Source organism: Dulcicalothrix desertica PCC 7102, assembly GCF_003991905.1.
In the GTDB taxonomy this organism is placed as follows: Bacteria; Cyanobacteriota; Cyanobacteriia; order Cyanobacteriales; family Nostocaceae; genus Dulcicalothrix; species Dulcicalothrix desertica.
Genome location: NZ_RSCL01000008.1, coordinates 334,652 through 354,362 on the forward strand (window position 1 = coordinate 334,652; position 19,711 = coordinate 354,362).

General features: G+C 38.9%; 14 protein-coding genes. 9 read left to right on the top strand and 5 right to left on the bottom strand.

Going from position 1 to position 19,711, the window contains the following annotated elements; all coding sequences use genetic code 11:
• Positions 1-15: 15 nt before the first annotated feature.
• Both DSM106972_RS18945 and DSM106972_RS18950 read right to left on the bottom strand, forming a co-directional pair.
• Entirely contained in the window at positions 16-2,544 is a 2,529-nt protein-coding gene (locus DSM106972_RS18945; RefSeq protein WP_127082158.1) for a two-partner secretion domain-containing protein, read from the bottom strand.
• Positions 2,545-2,592: 48 nt separating this feature from the next.
• Positions 2,593-3,567: a hypothetical protein gene (locus tag DSM106972_RS18950; protein WP_127082159.1), complete on the bottom strand. Its 975-nt coding sequence runs from the start codon at positions 3,565-3,567 to the stop codon at positions 2,593-2,595.
• Between the two features lie 533 nt (positions 3,568-4,100).
• Here DSM106972_RS18950 and pstS point away from each other — a divergent pair.
• The 4 genes from pstS to pstB all read left to right on the top strand — a co-directional run bounded on the left by pstS (position 4,101) and on the right by pstB (position 8,101).
• Positions 4,101-5,159 (top strand): phosphate ABC transporter substrate-binding protein PstS, encoded by a 1,059-nt coding sequence (pstS, locus tag DSM106972_RS18955; RefSeq protein ID WP_127082160.1) that lies wholly within the window; start codon positions 4,101-4,103, stop codon positions 5,157-5,159.
• Positions 5,160-5,304: 145 nt separating this feature from the next.
• Complete coding sequence (pstC, locus tag DSM106972_RS18960) at positions 5,305-6,303, top strand: phosphate ABC transporter permease subunit PstC (protein WP_127082161.1); 999 nt, start codon at positions 5,305-5,307, stop codon at positions 6,301-6,303.
• An 85-nt stretch (positions 6,304-6,388) separates the two neighbouring features.
• A complete protein-coding gene (gene pstA, locus DSM106972_RS18965; protein WP_127082162.1) occupies positions 6,389-7,267 on the top strand; it encodes a phosphate ABC transporter permease PstA in 879 nt (292 codons plus the stop codon).
• 45 nt (positions 7,268-7,312) lie between these two features.
• The gene (gene pstB / locus DSM106972_RS18970; RefSeq protein ID WP_127082163.1) at positions 7,313-8,101 is read left to right on the top strand and encodes a phosphate ABC transporter ATP-binding protein PstB; all 789 of its coding nucleotides are present in this window, start codon (positions 7,313-7,315) and stop codon (positions 8,099-8,101) included.
• Between the two features lie 357 nt (positions 8,102-8,458).
• Here the strand turns inward: pstB and relB are convergent, their stop codons facing one another.
• Entirely contained in the window at positions 8,459-8,761 is a 303-nt protein-coding gene (gene relB, locus DSM106972_RS18975; RefSeq protein WP_127082164.1) for a type II toxin-antitoxin system RelB family anti-toxin, read from the bottom strand.
• Positions 8,762-9,657: 896 nt separating this feature from the next.
• Between relB and DSM106972_RS18980 the strand changes: the two genes are divergently transcribed.
• The 3 genes from DSM106972_RS18980 (at position 9,658) to DSM106972_RS52565 (ending at position 15,859) form a co-directional block, all read left to right on the top strand.
• Entirely contained in the window at positions 9,658-13,575 is a 3,918-nt protein-coding gene (locus tag DSM106972_RS18980) for a glycerophosphodiester phosphodiesterase family protein (RefSeq protein ID WP_127082165.1), read from the top strand.
• Between the two features lie 121 nt (positions 13,576-13,696).
• Entirely contained in the window at positions 13,697-14,455 is a 759-nt protein-coding gene (locus DSM106972_RS18985; protein ID WP_127082166.1) for a peptidylprolyl isomerase, read from the top strand.
• A 105-nt stretch (positions 14,456-14,560) separates the two neighbouring features.
• Positions 14,561-15,859: a hypothetical protein gene (locus DSM106972_RS52565; protein WP_186538856.1), complete on the top strand. Its 1,299-nt coding sequence runs from the start codon at positions 14,561-14,563 to the stop codon at positions 15,857-15,859.
• Here the strand turns inward: DSM106972_RS52565 and DSM106972_RS18995 are convergent.
• The gene (locus DSM106972_RS18995) at positions 15,837-16,736 is read right to left on the bottom strand and encodes an alpha/beta fold hydrolase (protein ID WP_127082167.1); all 900 of its coding nucleotides are present in this window, start codon (positions 16,734-16,736) and stop codon (positions 15,837-15,839) included. The genes DSM106972_RS52565 and DSM106972_RS18995 overlap by 23 nt on opposite strands.
• A gap of 615 nt (positions 16,737-17,351) precedes the next feature.
• Between DSM106972_RS18995 and DSM106972_RS19000 the strand changes: the two genes are divergently transcribed.
• Complete coding sequence (locus DSM106972_RS19000; protein ID WP_186538854.1) at positions 17,352-17,960, top strand: hypothetical protein; 609 nt, start codon at positions 17,352-17,354, stop codon at positions 17,958-17,960.
• A gap of 173 nt (positions 17,961-18,133) precedes the next feature.
• Positions 18,134-18,904, top strand: coding sequence for an armadillo-type fold-containing protein (locus DSM106972_RS19005; protein WP_073623162.1), 771 nt, complete (start codon positions 18,134-18,136; stop codon positions 18,902-18,904).
• Here the strand turns inward: DSM106972_RS19005 and ftsE are convergent.
• Complete coding sequence (gene ftsE / locus DSM106972_RS19010) at positions 18,901-19,611, bottom strand: cell division ATP-binding protein FtsE (RefSeq protein ID WP_127082168.1); 711 nt, start codon at positions 19,609-19,611, stop codon at positions 18,901-18,903. The genes DSM106972_RS19005 and ftsE overlap by 4 nt on opposite strands.
• Positions 19,612-19,711: the final 100 nt, after the last annotated feature.

Consider the following 19,711-nt stretch of genomic DNA (forward strand, 5'->3'; position numbering starts at 1 on the left):
GCACTAAAGTGCTTATTACGACGATTGGTTTGTGCATTTGAGAGCAAGTTGGTTTTTTTGGTGGGGGAAGCGTGCTACTAGTTCTATATTTCCTGATGCATCTAGTTCCCAATTTGTTGCTTCAATAATTTCAGGCGCCTCCGTATGTAAAGATGTAATAATTTTACTGATTCTATTTGTATTTTCTTGTAATGGTCTTAAATCTGACCAAATTGTTTCACCTCTTAAAGCATCTGTAGGATTTTCGGGTAGTCCACCCCGACCAACTGCTACAAATCTATTTCCAGCTTCGGCTGCACATCCTGTAGTAATTTGGTCTGTGACTTGGGTGATGCTAGAGGGTAATTCAATTGCTGTTATATTTGGGTTAAAGTTAAATGCATTTATCGAAACAACTCCGTTGAATGAACTTCCTTGCTGCGATGTTGCTGTAATATTACTTTCCGATGTTAAATTTTTATTAGGCTGTGTGCCAAATATTCCTATAGCATTAATAGTAATTCTACCACCAAAACTTGCTTGAGCATTTGCAATAATATCACTGTCTTCTAGTGCCACAAGATTTTTTGTGTCAATATTAATATTTCCTCCGCTACCTGTATTGCCAACAGCAGTAGCTGTAATATTACTATTGTTTTGCAAACGCACATCTGTCGATTTAATCTGAATATTACCACCTACACCTGATGCTGTGTTTGCTGTAATGCTACTTTTGTCTTTAACTACAAGCGAATTACTATTAATATAAAGCATTCCCCCATTTCCGATACCTTGATTTTGAACGCTAATTCTTGCTCCATCACTTACTTGTAAATTGCGTGCATTAATTGTTACATCTCCTGCATTTCCTTGGGGAACATCAGGTAGTTTTAACTGACTACGAATAATCGCAGCTTGGTTTTTATCTTCTAATTCTGAACCAAATACACGAACTGCCGAGCGTATTTGACTTGTAGTCGAACCAGATTTACCAGTAACTTCCACACTATCAGAGGCATTAATAGTCACATTTCCAGCAGAACTGTTACTAAAACTAGAAGAGGATATTAAACCTCCATTAGATATTTTTAGTCTTGCTGTGTCAATATTAATTTTACCAGGACTACCATTTCTCCAACTTGAAGAAGTAATATTACTTACATCACCAGCAGGCGCCCTTCCAGAAATTTGAATATTTTCAGATTTAATATTTACATTACCACTGGCGCCGCTCGAAGTTGTCACTGACCCAATAAAACCACCGCCAAATATTGATAGTGACTGCCCAGAAATATTAATATTACCAGCGTTGCCTTCGGAATAAGCAAAAGCACTTACAGTACTAATTGTACGAGTAGAAAAAGGAGAATAATCAAAAACACCCATCGATTGGGCGGTAATATTAATATTACCACCAATACCAGTACTAAATGTATTTGCTGCCAGCACAGCACCATTATGAATATCTAACAAAGGTGTAGTAATATTAATATTGCCACTGGCGCCTGCTGCAATAGTTTCATTTACAAGACCGCTAGGAATACCATTGACTGTAGTATTAGTGAGTTTTAAACTGTCCGATGCCAAAACATCAATATCACCAGCTTGTCCCATTCCTCGGTTTTGTAACCAAACAAGCGAACCGTCTTGAAAATTAACTTGACGACCATAAATCTTCACAACACCACTCGAAGTCCCATTCACATCAATAAGTGAATTGTTCGATAGTTCAATATTATCGAAGTTAGGATTTTCTGGATAACCAAGATTAAATCCTGAATTTGTATTAATACTTACGGTTCCTTGTTCTTTAATACTACTTAACTCAATTTGTCCACCTGGCGCCGTTAATATTGCTCCATCCAAGTTGATTTTACCACCCACTAAAGCCAAAGTTTGTCCGGGTTCAACTTGTAAACCAGTATTATAGTCTTTACGACGGAATGGTGTTCCACTCAAATCATGTCCTTGACCTCGAACGGTTATTGCACCGGAGTTATTACCAATATCAAGTCCTATTGGTGCGCTAACTGTTAAAAGTGGAGTATTTGGTGCAGGACGTGCTGAGTAAATAGTACCGTCGGCAAATTTTATATTTATCGCACTACTAGCAAGAAAGGAACCGCCAATATTAAGACGCGCGTTTTCACCGAATATAATACCGTTCGGATTGATTAAGAAGACATTCGCTTTACTTGTAGTGGATATTAGTCCATCGATTTGTGATGCATTGCTTCCTGTTACGCGCGTAATAATATTTTTTACTACCGCAGAATTGTTAAAAATTGCTTCAGTATTTGTAGGAATGTTAAAACGGGAAAAACTGTGAAACAGATTCGCGCCAGCTTGTGTACCACCACTTATAGTAATGATACTATCCGTTTGTGATGACTTTGAGTTGCTAGGCAGAGTCGCATCGGGAATAATCTCGGCGCCTGCGGTAGATATTGCGAAGACGCAATTAAACGAAATAAAAAGCAACAATTGATAATTGACTAGCTTCATTATTTGGTTGTCCCGGCGCCGATATTTGAAGAGGGCGACCTTTGCCGTTGAGTCTACCATGTTCAATAATGGGGCGCATAGAACTTGACAAAATTACTTTTTTAAGATTTATAAATTTCTCCAGATAATGATAACCGTTCCTGTCTTGTCAGTATTAGCAGTAAAAGTGATGTATTGAGTGAACTTATTTTTCGTCACTGTATAAACAAGTCCACCTGCATAGTTATTAAGCTGGGATACTTTAAAGCTTTGCAGTTCTAACTTACTAATGACATTTGCAGCTACTTCTTCGGGTGTTTTGTCTATAACAGTTCCGTAAATGCGTTCTATTTCTATAGCAGAAGAAAATTTCTCTGGTTGAGAGTTTACTTCTTCGCTTAGACTCAGCTCTTGATTGAGTTTGTTCAAGACACCATCAAACGTTTCTTTTTCTTGAGAGCTTGGTAATGCTTCAGGTGGTATGCTTTCTTTGATAGGCGCCAGTTTAGTGGGCACTGGTTTTGGTGGTTCTTGCGTTGGTGAAGTAACTGGAGTCACGGTTTTTGCTTTTACGGGTACTTTGGGTGTGGCATTCTGTTTTTTAGGTGAAGCTGTTTTTGGCGCCACAACAACTGCTGCTGTCCCGTCGGTGACTTGCTGTGCTTCTTTAAATGATGCAAAAGAGACATCTGGATTAGCTGGCGCCACAGTTGGTGTTACCTCTGGAAGTGCCTCTGGAAGTGGCAGTGTTGGTGTGGCTTCAATTTCTGGTATTGGTAGTTGAGTTTGCGTTGGTGCATCTTGGGGCAGAGAAGGTAACTGTGACGTAAATTGTGGGTCAATGGTGGGTATAGGAGTACTCGTCAAGTCTTTTTGCTTGACTAGCGCTTTGTCATCGCTAAAAAATTGACTCGATTTTGATTGGGAAACAAATATTTGTTCTTGTTTTGGTGTTGTTTTACTGTAGGGTATTTTTCTTCCTGTAAAAGATGATAAGGGCATTAATAGCAGTAACCCATGTAAAGTTAAAGACAGTAATAGCATCGAAGGTGATAATTGCCTGACAGCCGACAACCAATCTTTCGAGAAAGATGAATTAAACATATATTAATTTAGTATAATTATTTAATAAAAGATTTTAACAAGTTATTTCAACAGGAAATAAAGAAAATTATCTGAGCAAATTTACAAATAAAAATGTGATGACAACCTAATTGATAATCAAATAGATGAACTTGATTCACTAAAAAATATTTTATTGATTATGTCGCTAAAACGTAGGTTGGGTTACGCAAAGCCTACCCTGCGGGAAAACTCCGTTTACACCCAACCTACACAAAATCATATCTTGCCCTGAAGCGTAAATGATTAGCTTTATATATTCAGCATATTAGAATGATTTTATCAAAATAATTTGATATTAAACAAACTATTTTTTATTAGTTTTTTGAATAAAATTATATTAATTTAAATGTCTTTTACAATACATATAATTTTGTATAAAATCTCTATAAATCAAAATTTAAATATAGTTTAAATTGAAATTTGAAAATGCTTAAACAATTCTTAACCAGTTAGCATGTACTTTAATTTTAGTCTGTGTTGATAACAGAAATAAATTCTAGATACGAGGAAATATGAAAATTTATACTACCGTTTTCGGTCGTGCAATTACCAGTTCAGTAGTAGCTGCTGCTGTTGCTGTTGCTCCATTGTTTGCAACAGTTACTCAAGCACAAGCTCAACAAACTCAAACTCTTAATGGTGCAGGTGCTACCTTCCCAGCACCTTTGTACGAAAGATATGCTCGTGAAATTCGTAAGAAGTTCCCTAACCTCAGAATTAACTACCAAGCAATTGGTAGTGGCGGTGGTATCAGACAAGTAATTGCAGGAACCGTTGACTTCGGTGGTTCTGACGCAGCAATGACAGATGCAGATATTGCAAAAGTCAAGAATGGCGTTATCCTCGTGCCTACTGCTGGTGGTGCGGTTGCAGTGGTTTATAATCTTCCTGGTGTAAACAACCTCAAGTTGTCCCGCAAGACCTTACCAGCTATTTTTTCTGGTCAAATCAAAAACTGGAATGACCCACAAATCAGAGCTGACAACCCAGGTGTAAATCTTCCTGGCACTCCAATCAAATCAGTTGTACGTGCAGATAGCAGTGGTACAACCTTTATTTTCACCAATCACCTTAGCGCAATCAATGGCTACTTCAGAGGTAGAGTTGGCGCCAACACAGCTCCAAGATGGGCAGGACTTACCAACGTACTTAAAGGAAAAGGTAATCCTGGTGTTGCTAACCTAGTATCTCGTACCCAAGGTTCGCTCGGATACGTTGAGTTTGAATATGCTAGAGCAAATAACATAAGAATGGCGCAAGTTCAGAACAAGAAAGGGCAATTTGTTGCTCCTTCTTTGGCAGGTGCTAACGCAGCATTAAGAACTGTTAGCTTCCCTGATAACTTCCGTGTATTCGTTGGCGACCCTAACGATGGTTATCCAATCGTTGGTTTAACCTGGCTGATGATTTACAAAAAGTACCCCAACGCTGCTAAAGCAACTGCAATTAAGCAATTTGTTAACTGGGCACTTACAGACGGTCAAAAGATCAATGATGACCTCAACTACACATCAATTCCTCCTGCTGTAGTTAATCGTGTATTGAACGTAGTTAACAGCACTGTTAAGTAATTTTTTTAGGTAAAGGGAAAATAAAAGGGGTGACATTTATATATAATTAGCCCCACCTTACTTAAAACAAAACCAACGCATGAACGTAGGGTGGACTTTAGTCCACCTTACTTGTATGAGAATAATTTATTTTCACTAAACTGTAATGGCAACACCTGAACCAGTCTCCCCAAAATATACGCATTCCTCCAATGCTGTTGATGCTAATCTCGACCTAACAGTTATCGGCGGAAGAAATTACTGGACTAATCAAGCTTTCACATGGTTTGTTTACGCTTTTGCTGCTATTACTGTTTTAATTCTTTTTTGGATGAGTTTAATAGTATTTCAGCAAGCTAAACCAGCAATTGATAAGTTTGGATTTGGGTTTCTGACAAGTATGGAATGGGATACGGGCAATGAATTGTTTGGTGCGCTACCATATATATACGGAACGCTAGTTAGTAGTGGTATTGGAATTCTATTTGCTTTTCCTATTGGTGTAGCTGTAGCTTTGATTACTAGCGAAAACTTTCTTCCTCCATCAATACGTAGCATTTTTGCATTTATTGTCCAGTTAATTGCTGCTATTCCCAGCGTTATCCTTGGCTTGTGGGGTATCTATGTATTTATTCCTGTTTTGGAACCAGTTCAAAACGCTTTGTACAAAACCCTAGGTTGGATACCATTATTTAATACTGAAAACCCGGCTGGGTTTAACATGCTGACTGCTGGTATCATTTTGGCGATTATGATTTTGCCAACACTGGCAGCGATATCACGAGATGTATTGTTAGTAGTGCCTAAAGAGTTACGCAGTGCGTCAATGGCTTTAGGTAGCACTCGTTGGGAAACAATTTTTCGAGTTATATTACCTACAGCGCTTTCTGGAGTTATCAGCGCTACAATGCTTGCTTTAGGACGCGCGCTGGGTGAAACAATGGCTGTGACAATGGTAATAGGTAACTCGGCTCAAATCGATGCCTCACTACTGGCGCCTGCGTATACAATTCCTTCAGTGCTTGCGAATGAATTTGCTGAAGCATTAAGTCCGCTACATACAGGTGCTTTAACTTATTTGGCACTAATATTGTTTGTTTTAACTTTAGGTGTGAATGTAGCTGCCAACCTTTTGGTGCAGTGGTTAGGAGTCAAGACCAAGTAGAGACGTTACATGTAACGTCTGTACACATGTAACGTCTGTAAAAATCAAAAATCCATTCATATTACGAAGTAAAAGCCAAAATAGCATGAGTGCTTATCAAGATTCGCAAGTTGATACATCATTCGCGAACGAATTGTGCAGTCCTTTACCGACTACACGGCGCCTGTTCACGTATATTATGAACGGGCTTGCATTCGGATTGTCTGGACTCGCAATTGTTCCATTACTATCAGTATTGTGGGAAATTATAATACGGGGTTTCTCCGGTTTTAGACCTGCAATGTTTGTTACAGCCGTGATTGACAACGGAATTGCTAACGCAATAGTCGGTACAGCAATCATGGTAACAATTGCTTCGCTCATAAGTATTCCGACAGGGGTAATGACGGGCATATATTTGTCAGAGTTTGGTCAAAGCCATCCTGTGGCTAACTTTGTTCGTTTTATTACCACCATTTTGACAGGTGTACCTTCGATTGTTGTGGGTGTATTTGCTTACGGTGTTGTAGTTGCTATTACAAAATCATTCAGCGCCTTTGCTGGTGGTTTTGCGTTATCAATTATTATGCTGCCAGTTATTGCGTTAACTACTGAAGAAGCCTTAAAGCTAATTCCAAACGCTCAACGACTAGCTTCTGCGGCTTTGGGTAGCAGCCGTTTTCAGACCACGTTTAAAGTTGTACTTGCTGCGGCAGTACCTGGTATTACTACAGGGGTCTTACTAGCTGTAGCTCGTGCCGCTGGCGAAACAGCACCGCTCGTTTTCACTGCTTTATTTAGTTTGGACTGGTCAACTGACCTTAATGGCCCAACTGCTTCGCTACCAGTACTAATTTTTAACCTCTACAACGACCCCTCGCCAGAGAAAAACCAACTTGTTTGGACTACCTCTATAGTCCTACTAGGTTTAGTTTTGTGCATCAGCTTGCTTTCGCGTTTGATTACTAGCAAAAAAACAAAGTAATGAGTAAGTGGTGTTGTCAATTTTTGTCGCATAATTTGGGCAAACATGAATAAATTAATCCCGGCTATCAAAGTCAAAAATCTCACGTTTTACTACGGAGCTAAAACGACTAAACCAGCCATTGAAAATATTTCAATGGATATCTACCAAAATCAAGTCACCGCTATTATCGGTCCTAGTGGTTGTGGTAAATCGACATTTATCAAAACTCTTAATCGCATTAGCGAATTAGAAGGTGACGTTCAGGTTAAAGGCAGCGTTGAATTCGCTGGTCAAAATATCTACGAACGTCGCATTAATTTAAATCGGTTACGGCGCCAAATTGGTATGGTGTTCCAAAAGCCGAATTTATTTCCAATGAGTGTTTATGATAACGTCGCATACGGTTTACGTATCGACCGATTTGTTCCAAAAGCGCAACTCGATGAAATCGTCGAAACGGCAATTCGAGGTGCCGCACTGTGGGATGAAGTCAAAGACAAACTTGGTAAATCCGCTTTAGGACTTTCTGGAGGACAGCAGCAGCGTCTTTGCATCGCGCGCGCAATTGCCGTTAAACCAAAAATTCTATTAATGGATGAACCTTGTTCAGCCTTAGACCCTATCGCGACAATGAAAGTAGAAGAACTCATTCATCAATTACGCGAAGAGTTCACAATTGCAATTGTTACCCATAACATGCAACAAGCTGTGCGCGTATCTGACTTTACAGCGTTCTTTACTACTGACGAAAGTCGCATCGGTCAAATGGTTGAATTTGGTGGTACCACTCAAATCTTCAACAGTCCTCTCGATGAACGCACGCGCGATTACGTGTCCGGTCGTTTCGGTTAATTTTTTCGCTTGTTCGCTCAATTCCTATATCGACAGCTAAATTTACTCCTTACCACTTCGTTTGATCCAAAATTATCTTGTGGGATGGGCATCCTTGCCCGTCCCATACGAGCAAACAAGTAAAATACCCATCTTACAATTGCAGGTTAATTTACTTTTTAGAACACTCTTAATAATCTTTTTCTACGTCAATGTAATATCAAGCTTGTTACTGTAATAATACTCTAATTAGTAAAGGTAGCAACTTACTCGCAACGCTAAGGGATGTTCAGTTGAACTCAGTAAGTAGCGTATAACGCAAAAGTAGGTTGGGTTACGCAAACGCATAACCCAACTTACAAAACTATCAACAATACCTTAAGACTTGGCAAGCACAACTTCCTTTTCTGGAAAATTGGCTACTATTTTTAAACTTCCACCAAGAGCTTCGATATAACGGAAGAGAGTACTTATTTGAATATCATCCAAGTTTTCTAAATTAGAAATATTGGCTAAATCGATACCAAGTTCTTTTTCTAAATTTTCTTGGGGTATGCCCATAGACTCTTGTAACTCGATAAGAGAAATATGAAGCGATATCAAGATAGCACGAGCCTTGCTCATTTCTCTTTGCTCAGGTGTCATTTTACTTCGTAATTCGCTAAAAGGTTTAGTATTCATATTAATCCTTCCTTTTTAAGTTCTTCCAAAAGTACATCGTAAAGCTTGTCTGCTTTTGTTACAGGCACCGTCCGTTCGCTCACCGCAAAATCCAGATGTTCTAGCAACAACCGAATTCTACACACCACCCGTAATGATTGAACACCGAGATGCAAGTGGTGAACGTCCATAATATACTTTAGCAGTATATAAAGCTAGCAATAGCGCAGGGCGCCGATTTTATTAAACCAGATTTAGTACAAAAGACGGTATATTCGTTCGCGCGTCACGAAAATGCTTTGACTATCGTCTTTATTGCTGGTTTAAGTAACAATGTTGTCTCTGTAAGTATTGTGCAATTGAAACTAAAATTTTGGAGAGTGTTGTACTTCCCCTGCTTTGTTATAAAAGCCGATAACGGGCAAATGTGACTGAGAATACAAAACTTATTTTACAAAATTGGCTGTAACTAAAATAAGATTGTAAATTTACAGTCTTATTTCACTCCACTAAAATAAGATGCCCAGTTATCTAGTTATATTATGCAAAGTGCTTAATACCTAAAACAAGTTCTAAATTTACAGTATAAATTACTGGTTTCTATAGTATTATTTTGTACTAACCTGCTTCGTATTAAATTCTTTTCAAGCCGCTTCAATTATTCGCCCCTCAGTACTTTGGTAACAATTTTCGTTCGTAACTAATAAATCATCCGTTACATCCGTTACATCCGTTGTATCCGTTGCAAACTGTTAATCGTTTATTTGCCTTTTCTTAACTTTTAAGTGCAAAAGTGTAGTTACAAGCTTGTGGAATATACGGCTATAGTGTGTTTTTCTTACCATAAGCATAAAAATTAAGAATCATACGGGAAAGTTGTATTTCCCTACTCTTTTGTATTTACACATATAAAAACAATGACAAACGCAACACTCAAAGGATTCGCGTTCCTTCCTGCTGATACCTTCGCTTCAGGCCCAGCATCAGGTAAAGACATTTCTGCAAATGGTCGCACTGGCCCGTTTCCTGGACAACCTGTTCAAGGATTTAGCGCGGTGCAATTTGCAGGACAAAATCAATTTTGGTTTATGGCTGATAACGGTTACGGCGCCAAAACAAATAGTTCAGATTTTTTATTACGCATATACAAAGTTGAACCAAATTTTCGTACTATTTCTTCAGGTGATGGAACTGTAAAAGTAGACAATAATTTTATTCAGTTAGCAGACCCAGATAAAAAAGTACCATTCAAAATTACCAACGAAGCATCACAAGAGCGGTTACTTACAGGCGCCGATTTTGATATTGAATCGTTTGTCATTGCCAAAGATAATACTATCTGGATTGGTGATGAATTTGGACCCTATTTACTACACTTCGATAACAGTGGTAAATTACTCGATGCTCCAATTGCTACACCGAATGAATTTACATTAAATACCCTAAATGGACAAGCTCCATTAGTAATTGGACACCGAGGCGCCAGTGGTGAATTGCCCGAACATACGTTAGCTGCATATAAATTAGCAATTGACCGAGGTGCTGATTTTATCGAGCCTGACCTAGTTTCTACTAAGGATGGGGTATTAATCGCGCGTCATGAACCAAATTTAATTAACACCACCGACGTTGCCAACCGTCCAGAATTTGCTGACCGTAAAACAACTAAAATTGTTGATGGTGTCGCAGAAGAAGGTTTCTTTGCCTCTGATTTTACTTTGGCTGAAATTAAAACCCTGCGCGCAATAATGCCGCAAGATTACCGAACTCAAGTGTTTAACGGAGTTTTAGAAATTCCTACGCTTGAAGAAATTATTAATTTAGTCAAACAAGAAGAAGCACTCACCGGACGCAAAGTTGGTATCTATCCAGAAACTAAGCACCCGATATTCCATGATAATTTAGGTCTATCGCTCGAAGAAAAGCTTGTTGACACATTAGTCAAAACAGAATTTACCGACCCCAAACGAGTATTTATTCAGTCGTTTGAAACTAGTAATTTAAAAGAACTTAATAGTGTATTAATGCCGAATGCTGGTATTGATATACCTTTAGTGCAGTTACTCGATGCTACCGATGTTCGATTAGATGGTTCCTTAATTGAGACAAAACCTTATGATTTTGTAGTTAATGGTGATGAACGTACTTATGCTGACCTGCGAACACCTGATGGGTTGAAAGAAATTGCCACTTATGCTGATGGTATTGGCCCTTGGAAACGAATGATTGTTTCTGTTAAAGGAGTAGATGCCAACAACGATGGTATTGCTGATGATGTAAATAAAGATGGTGCTATTAACGATGCTGACAAAAGCACTTTAGCTCCAACCAGCTTAGTTCAAGATGCCCATACCGCAGGATTATTAGTACATCCATATACATTTCGTAACGAAGGAAGATTTTTAGCAGCAGACTATAACAATAATCCTGAACTTGAATATAGACAGTTTATTCAATTGGGAGTTGATGGTTACTTTACTGATTTTCCTGGTACAGGTGATTTAGTCCGCGACCAAATTGTGGCGCCATTTGTTCGTTCACCGCAAAACCCCGATGTTCTAGCAACACCTGAATTTAATACCCTTGACAAAAACCCACCTATAGTTATTGGACATCGAGGCGCCAGTGGTGAACGTCCTGAGCATACTTTGGCGGCATATAAATTAGCAATTGCTCAAGGCGCCGATTTTATTGAACCTGATTTAGTGGCAACCAAAGATGGTATTCTCGTTGCGCGTCACGAAAACGCTTTAGCTGTTCTTAATGCTGATGGTAGTCTCAATAATACCGATACTAGTACTGATGTTTATGAACGTCCTGAATTTGCTGACCGTTTAACAACGAAAGTTATCGATGGACGCTCGGTACGTGGTTGGTTTACCGAAGATTTTACATTGGCGGAACTCAAAACTCTCAACGCAATCGAACGTTTACCAGCTTTACGCGGTACTCGTTTCAATAACGATAAACTTCAAGTTCCAACTTTGGATGAAATTATCGACTTAGTACAAAAAGTCGAGCTAGAAACCGGACGCAAAATTGGTATTTATCCAGAAACCAAGCACCCTACTTATTTTGCCAGCGAAGGTAAGCGCATCGATGGTACTTCCATTAATACGAACTTGGGACAAAAATTAATCGATACTCTCGTTGCCCAAAACTTTACCGACCCCAAACGTGTATTTATCCAGTCGTTTGAAACTGTTAATCTGAGGGAACTCAACGATGTCATTATGCCCAACGTTGGTGTTGATATTCCTTTAGTGCAATTATTTGGTGGTGCAAACGACCGTCCGTATGACTTTGTTGTTAATGGTGACAACCGGACTTACGGTGATTTAACAAAACCAGCTGAACTTGGTGAAATATCTAAATATGCTGCTGGTATTGGCCCGAATAAAAGATTAATTATACCCGCAGGTAGAAATGGTACACTTTTGGCGCCTACAACTTTGGTTCAAGATGCTCATGCAGCAGGTTTACTAGTACATCTTTATACACTGCGTAATGAAAACGTATTTTTGGCGCCAGACTATAACGGTAATCCAGCAAACGAATACAAGCAGTTTATCGAGTTAGGAGTTGACGGTTACTTTACTGACTTTCCAGGATTAGGAGATACAATTCGTGACCTTTATGTAGATACACCAGCAGTATCTAATTTAGCTGGTTCGAGAGGTTTTGAAGGGATGGCAATTAATCCTGATAAAACCAAATTGTATCCTTTACTCGAAGGTACAGTAGTTGGAGACCCTGCTGGTTCACTGCGAATTTATGAATTTGATATTGCATCGAACAAGTACGAGGGTTTGGCAGGTTATTACCAAATGGAAAGTCCTAATAATGCAATTGGTGACTTTGCCGTTGTGAATGCTAACGAGTACTTGGTTATTGAGCGCGATAATGGACAGGGAGATGCGGCACAATTTAAGAAAATTTACAAAGTTGATTTATCGCAAAAAGACGCTAATGGTTTTGTGAGCAAGCAAGAAATTGTAGATTTACTCAACGTCAAAGACCCTAACGACCTTAACCAAGACGGAAGCACCAACTTTAAATTCCCCTTCCAAACCATCGAAGATGTTTTAGTAATTGACGAAAACACAATTTTAGTTGCCAACGATAACAACTATCCATTTTCCGTTGGTCGTCCTCCTGCCATCGACAATAACGAAATAATACTGCTCGGACTTGATACACCCCTCAACCTCGACCCACGTGTTGGAGTTGCTGGACTCAACCTGCCAACCATTGAAATTACAGGTGGCGCCGGAGATGATACATTATATGGCACAGTAGCTTCGGAACTACTTACTGCTGGTGATGGCAATAATGTTATTTACGGTGGTGAAGGTAATAACTATATTATTGCTGGTTCGGGAAACAACAAAGCTTTTGGTGGCGCCAACAACGATACTTTCTTTTTAGGCAACGGAGATAACACCATTTACGCAGGTGAAGGTCAAAACCGTATCTCTACAGGCAACGGTAATAATTTAATTTACGCAGGCACCGGAGATGATAACATCACTGTTGGTAAAGGAAATAACACAATTTACGCAGGTGAAGGAGCAAATACCATCACATCTGTTGGTGGTAACAATACTATCTACAGTGGAAGTGGCGCCGATAAATTCGTCATCAACGCAGGTTCCGGTACAACTACCATAATTGGATTTGGCGCCAATGACCAAATCAGTCGCGGTAGCACTTTACTTGCCACAGATGTACTCAACACCAAAATTAACGGCAATGACACCCTAATCAGCAAAGGCAATAACTTAATTGCAACACTAAAAAATGTACAGCTTAACTCACTAACTATCACCACTTAAGCATTAAAATATTGTGGGATGGGCATCCCTGCCCGTCCTACCTACTTAGTAATATAAACAACACTAATCACTAAGTTAAAATGCTAACCTTATCATTGCCAGCGCAGAATATAATCAGGTCATGACATTAGTTGTAGAAATAGATGAAATTTGGAAAGAAGCAGCAAAACGTTTAAATAATATTTCTGAAGATAAAATTACACCTTTGCTCAAGCAGTATGGCATTTTACCACAACTCGTGCGTGAAATTATTATAGATTGTGCTATTTCATCTATCGAACTCAGTCAAGACGAAGTTTTTACAATATATAAACAGTTTTATCAAGAGCAACAGCTAAATTCAGATGGAGATTTACAAGTTTGGCTAGATGCGCGTCAAATAACCCGCTCTTTATTAGACTATACAGTTACCCGTGGCGCCAAACTTGAAAAATTCAAACGAGCAAACTGGCTGAGTCAACTAGAATCATATTTTATCCAGCGCAAAGCCAAACTAGACCGAGTAGTATACTCATTAATTCGCGTCAATGATATTGGTATTGCCCAAGAATTATATTTTCGCATCGCTGAAGGCGAACAAACGTTCCAAGAACTCGCAAGCGAGTATTCCCAAGGTACCGAAGCTTCAACAGGTGGTTTACTTGGACCGATGGAACTAGCAACACCACACCCAGCATTAGCCAATTTGCTTGCAACCAGTCAACCCGGACAACTGCTACCACCAACTCGTCTAGCAGAATGGTTTATGATAGTTCGACTCGAAAAGTTGATTCCTGCTAAGTTAGACGAACCAACACAACAACGTTTACTCAACGAATTATTTGAGAATTGGTTGCAAAATCAAGTGAAAGAAGTTTTGAAGCCAGTCGATGCCCAGTAAATATACTGATGCCAGTGAGTTTTCGCTGAGAATATAACATAAGTATATTACCGTCTATGAAAATCATTCCTGTTCGAGGATGCCCTACTGTGCTATATGAGCGTTATGAGTACTGTTCTGACTGCTGACAATTCTACTTTACATTCGCAAATAGGTTCCAAGGTTTGCCAAGCTATTATTGCTATTCAAGTACAGCAGCCAGAATTACTACTCGATAAGTATAGAGATATACCTTGGCAAAGTAGTCGTCATCAATCTGGTTTGGTTAACAAGTTAACCGAAATACTTGGACAAACTCAAGACGAAAAGCTTACACAGCAACTTTTACAGAAATTTTTGAGAGCGTTGCTTTCCCCTGAGTCTTTTTCTTCACCTATATTAATTAACTTATTTAAGGAAGTTTCTCAACTTGGTAGTTCAAAACCAGATGGCAACGGCGCCAGTACCAGTAAAATTAGTGAAAGTGAAAGTGAAACTAATCTAAATGTACCTAGTGGTTCTAGTGGTTCTACAGTAAATGATGAACCTATAAAATCTACTCCTGAGACAGAAAACCCTACAAATAATGCTCCTCAAGCTGCGATAGTCGATCAAGAAACTCAAGAGAATGTAGATACTACAAAAGACACCTCAGAATCAAACACTTCAGAATCAAACACTTCAGAAACTACAAATAATACTCCAGGTGCCATAGATGATAATACAAACAACGCCGCTTATACACAGGGTGGAGTCGCAGTATTATTATTGGATGCAGAAAACTTACAATTTAATAGCGAAACTGAAAAATTCTTGAGTTCAGTTTGCAATTATCCAATTCAAGTTAAAGTTGCTTTTGCAAATTGGTGTCGTAAAGGTAAGCTCGACGCTGAACTACATGCACGTAACTATGATTTGATTCATGTACCTTCGGGTAGAGATAACGCAGATGGAAAGATGATAACTTTTGGCTCGTCGATTAATCAGCGCTTTCCAAATGCCAAAGAGGTTTTCGTTTGCTCATCAGATAATGTGATGACAAACTTGTGCAATCACATGATGCAAAACGGCTTAAATGTATTTAGGGTAGTAAAACAAGGTAGTAATTTGACGGTACTTGATATTCAGAGCGGTAAAACACATGTTCATACGGTTTTACCAACTATGGAGCAATTTGTCAGTCAAATCAAAGATATTATTCGCGAAGAAGAGTCTCGAACTGGGAATCAATGGATGAAGTTGTCCAAAATGTCCAAGATATTTCACAATAAGTACCATATTGGTGTTAACCAAGTAGTATCACACCATTTTCAGGGTAAAACCGCTAAAGACATTTTTCTTGAACACGCTGAGTTTGCTGTTCACCATCTTCCTGAAGATTTAGAGACTTTTATTACTTTATTTAAGTTGCCAGCAAAGGCATAAATTGGCGGATTAATCCAATCGTCACAGCAGGCAATTCTAGCTGTGGTGTTAACCCAACGTTTTCTATTTGTTCAAAAATGCGGATTGCGTTACTGTTTATTTGGGCAAAACGGCGCCCAATTTCGGGTCCTGTGAACTGAGATTTTTTTCCCCAGATAATTCCTGTAGGGGTTTTAAGGTTGTGTATATATAATGATAAATCGAAGCTTAAATCGCCACGCACAAACGATAATGCCGCATATTCGGCATTTGGCTGCTGTGCCGATTCTAAATATGCTTCGATAATTTCTGGAAAAATTCGGTCTTTTTCGGCAAATTGACGTTGCTCTAAAAATGAGCGAATACTCTCTCTTGTGGCGATACCCGTACTATAAAGCAAACGGTCAATTATTGGTATGCTGACGATTTGAGCAAAAATACTGCGTGAATAATCCTCACCAAAGTCGGCAAGTCCTGCAGGTGTGGTTAAAATTAGCGATTTGAAAAGTTCTGGATGTACACAAGCTACTCTGATTATAAAAGCAGCAGTTAACGAAGAAGCAACTACGGTTACTGGTTCTGGGCAGGTTGATACTAAGAATTCTCGAATCGTTGTCAAGTAATCATCTACTTGGTAATTGCGTGCAGGATGCTCTGAACTTCCCCATCCGATTAAATCAGGCGCCAAAACTTGGTAGAAGTCAGCAAACGCTGGGTAAACTTTTGACCACTCGTAAGCAGAAGAACCACCACCGAAGCCGTGTAGAAATACTAAGTTTTCCTTTACTATATTTTTTTGCTCACTTTTTTGCCAAGGGCTGGCGCCATTGGTGTAATATACCATTCTACCAAGTGAGGTCATTATCGAGCGTTGCTCAAATCCTAATGGCTGAAACATAAATAAATTAAAGTTTTTTTGGGAACGGGAAACAAAAAATTGCATTCTCAAGTACTTAACTAACACACTTTATATTTAATTGACCTGTGCCTTACCTCTCATTTGTCGTATGGTTTGCGATTATTGGCGGCTTTATGTAAATATAAGCACTAGTTTAAAACTACTATCAATTTCTATTTACTGAGATAGATAATCTTGTAAGTACTGTCAGGAAAAGCCTATATTTCCCTGACTTGCAAATTAAGCCGATGTAAATGTCACCGTAACATTTGTGAAGATTTAGTGATTTTTATGCCATACATAGAGTCGAATCATAGCTATACACACTATGATTTTAATGCTAATACGTGTAGCAGGTATTACTTATGGTGCATTTTAACTACCATGTTTTGTGATAATCTATCAGAAACATTACTGATAGTACTTAGTGTTCATTCCCTGCAAGCGGCAATCCTTGTAAATCAGTCTTTTACAGTTAATGACTGTGATGAAACAAACCTATACACAAACTTTAAAATTTAACAAAATACGCACTATCACCGAAATTAGAGCGATTGCCTTGTATCTAATTAACAGTGGTTTTAATTTCTCGTTTATGCTAGAGGCGAGGTTTTTATGATAAAACAGAGTTTTTTTCAACCAGATACAGATACAGATACTTTACTGAGGTTATCCCAACACACACGTCAACTTACCGATTCTCGAATGTCGCGTACTATCGAACCATCTTCGTTAGAGTATCTAGAGGCGCCACAGCCAGTAACCCGTAATGAGGTTGATACTACAAATGATAATGGAGATTGCGTTTGCCTAAATTTAGAGACTTTGAAATGCTTTGAAGTTGTCGAACGTCAGTATGAAGAATTCGGAGTCATTTTCAACAATTGTATTGCGATACAACCCTCAAATCCAGCATTTCCAACCGATAATGCAGTTGTATTGATGGGGGCGCCTAAAGGTGGTTTCTTAGAAGTTGCTTTCACACGTCCGGTAAATATAGTAAAAGCTTTAGTTACAAGTTCGCAGCGACTACTACTGTCAGCATACAACCGCGAACGTAAAATTGTGGCACAAGCAGTACTGCCAGTTGGGAATTTGGCAAATTCTGACTCAACGCTTCTTCCTAACGCCTTGATGTCAGTCAAAGCATCCCAAATATACAGCATCACCTTCTGCGCTTTTGATGGGCAATTTACCGTCGATAATTTTAGCTTTTGCTCTTAACCATTATTTACGATGGCGCCAAAACTTTTTAAAATACCTAAAAAATCAATTGTTTTTTCCGTTTGCTGGATATTCTTGTATAGAATATACGGGAGCAAGGTATCTGTCCCATTATTTTAGGGTCAACCTTACTTATATCAATTCAATACAAGGTTATAAAAAGGTAAAAAACAGTGGCACAGGCTTCGTCTTCGTGGCAGCAGTTAATAAACCAGATTTCCAACTTGGCACTTGGAATGCCCAAGATAAAAGCCACGCATCTGCGAAGTAAAGAGCGATTCCAGCCAGGACCTGGTGGAGTTCTTAGCTTTTTAACAATCGTTTTAGCGATGCTGCTATGGAACTGGAAGTTACTGCTTGCAACTAGTATTGGCGTTGGTACAATGGTATCAGCTTATTCGTTGCAAAAGCGAGACTTGTCAAACTATTGGTTGCAATTGAGTCAATTTTTTGACAAACACAATCGGCGGTTACTAATAGCTGTATTTAGTGGTGGTATTGCTACTTTTACTAGCTACACGGCTATAGCTGTATTTCTTGGCTCGAAAAATCCTTGGATTGCAACTGGCGCCTTAATGCAAGGTGCAGGAACGCTGTTGACTTTAATCTTACTAGTATGGCTAATCACCACTATTAATGACAACAAAGAGCAGAACCAAATTGACCAATTGTTACAAAAGTTAACTGAATCAGACCCGCTGAAACGTTTAATTGCTTTACGCCAACTAACAAAATTAGTGACTCGTTTTGATATTGACGTTTCAGAGCGCAAAGCTGTAATTGATTGCTTACAGCTTTTGTTAACTACTGAAGAAGAAACATTAATACGAGACACAGCGTTTGATAGTTTACAAGCGGTAGAAAAGTTACAAACATCAAATGGTGGTGCTATTCCATTAAAGCCACTGTTCGTTAAGGTCAAACAGAAGGCCCCCACTGCTTAAATGTTTTTGGTTAATAGTTTTCCATTACAAACCTGTACAACTCTGTGATTACAGCGTCGTACCAACTGCTCGTCGTGGGTGGTGATAATGACGGTGGCGCCAAAAGCGTTTAATTTCCGAAAAATTTGTATAATTTGCCAAGAGTTATCGGGGTCAAGATTTCCGGTAGGTTCATCTGCGAGTATTAACGGTGGTGTACTGACTATTGCACGAGCTATCCCAACTCTTTGCTGCTCTCCTCCAGAAAGTTGACCCGGAAAACAATTGGCTTTGTCTCGCAAACCTACTAGTTTTAAAGTTGGTTCTAGGCGCCTAAGAATTTCTTTACGTGTATAACCCTGAGCTTCTAAGACGACTGTTACATTTTCTGCGACTGTTCGCTGTTGAATTAATTTGTAGTCTTGAAAAACAATGCCAATACGGCGCCGTAATAAAGATAAAGCGTCACCTCGCATTTGTGCGACATTACATTCATCGACCGTCACTTCACCCTGTGTAGGTAGTTCTTCACCGTACAGCATTTTTAGAAGCGTGGACTTACCCGAACCGCTTGCTCCTGTAACAAATAGAAATTCTCCTTTTTTGACCTCTAAGTTGATGTCAGATAGGGCAAGCTGGTTAACGTATGCTTTTGTAACGTTATGCAGTTGTACCATGTTTACTGCATTTAACGTTGGAATATCTTGTTCTCGGTCTAGTACAGCCATATAGTCATTAAAAGGGTATTTACTTAAAAATGTATGGTTACAAAATTAAGGATTCCCAAATTATGACCAACAATATCAAAATTTGAATATTTTTCTCTTG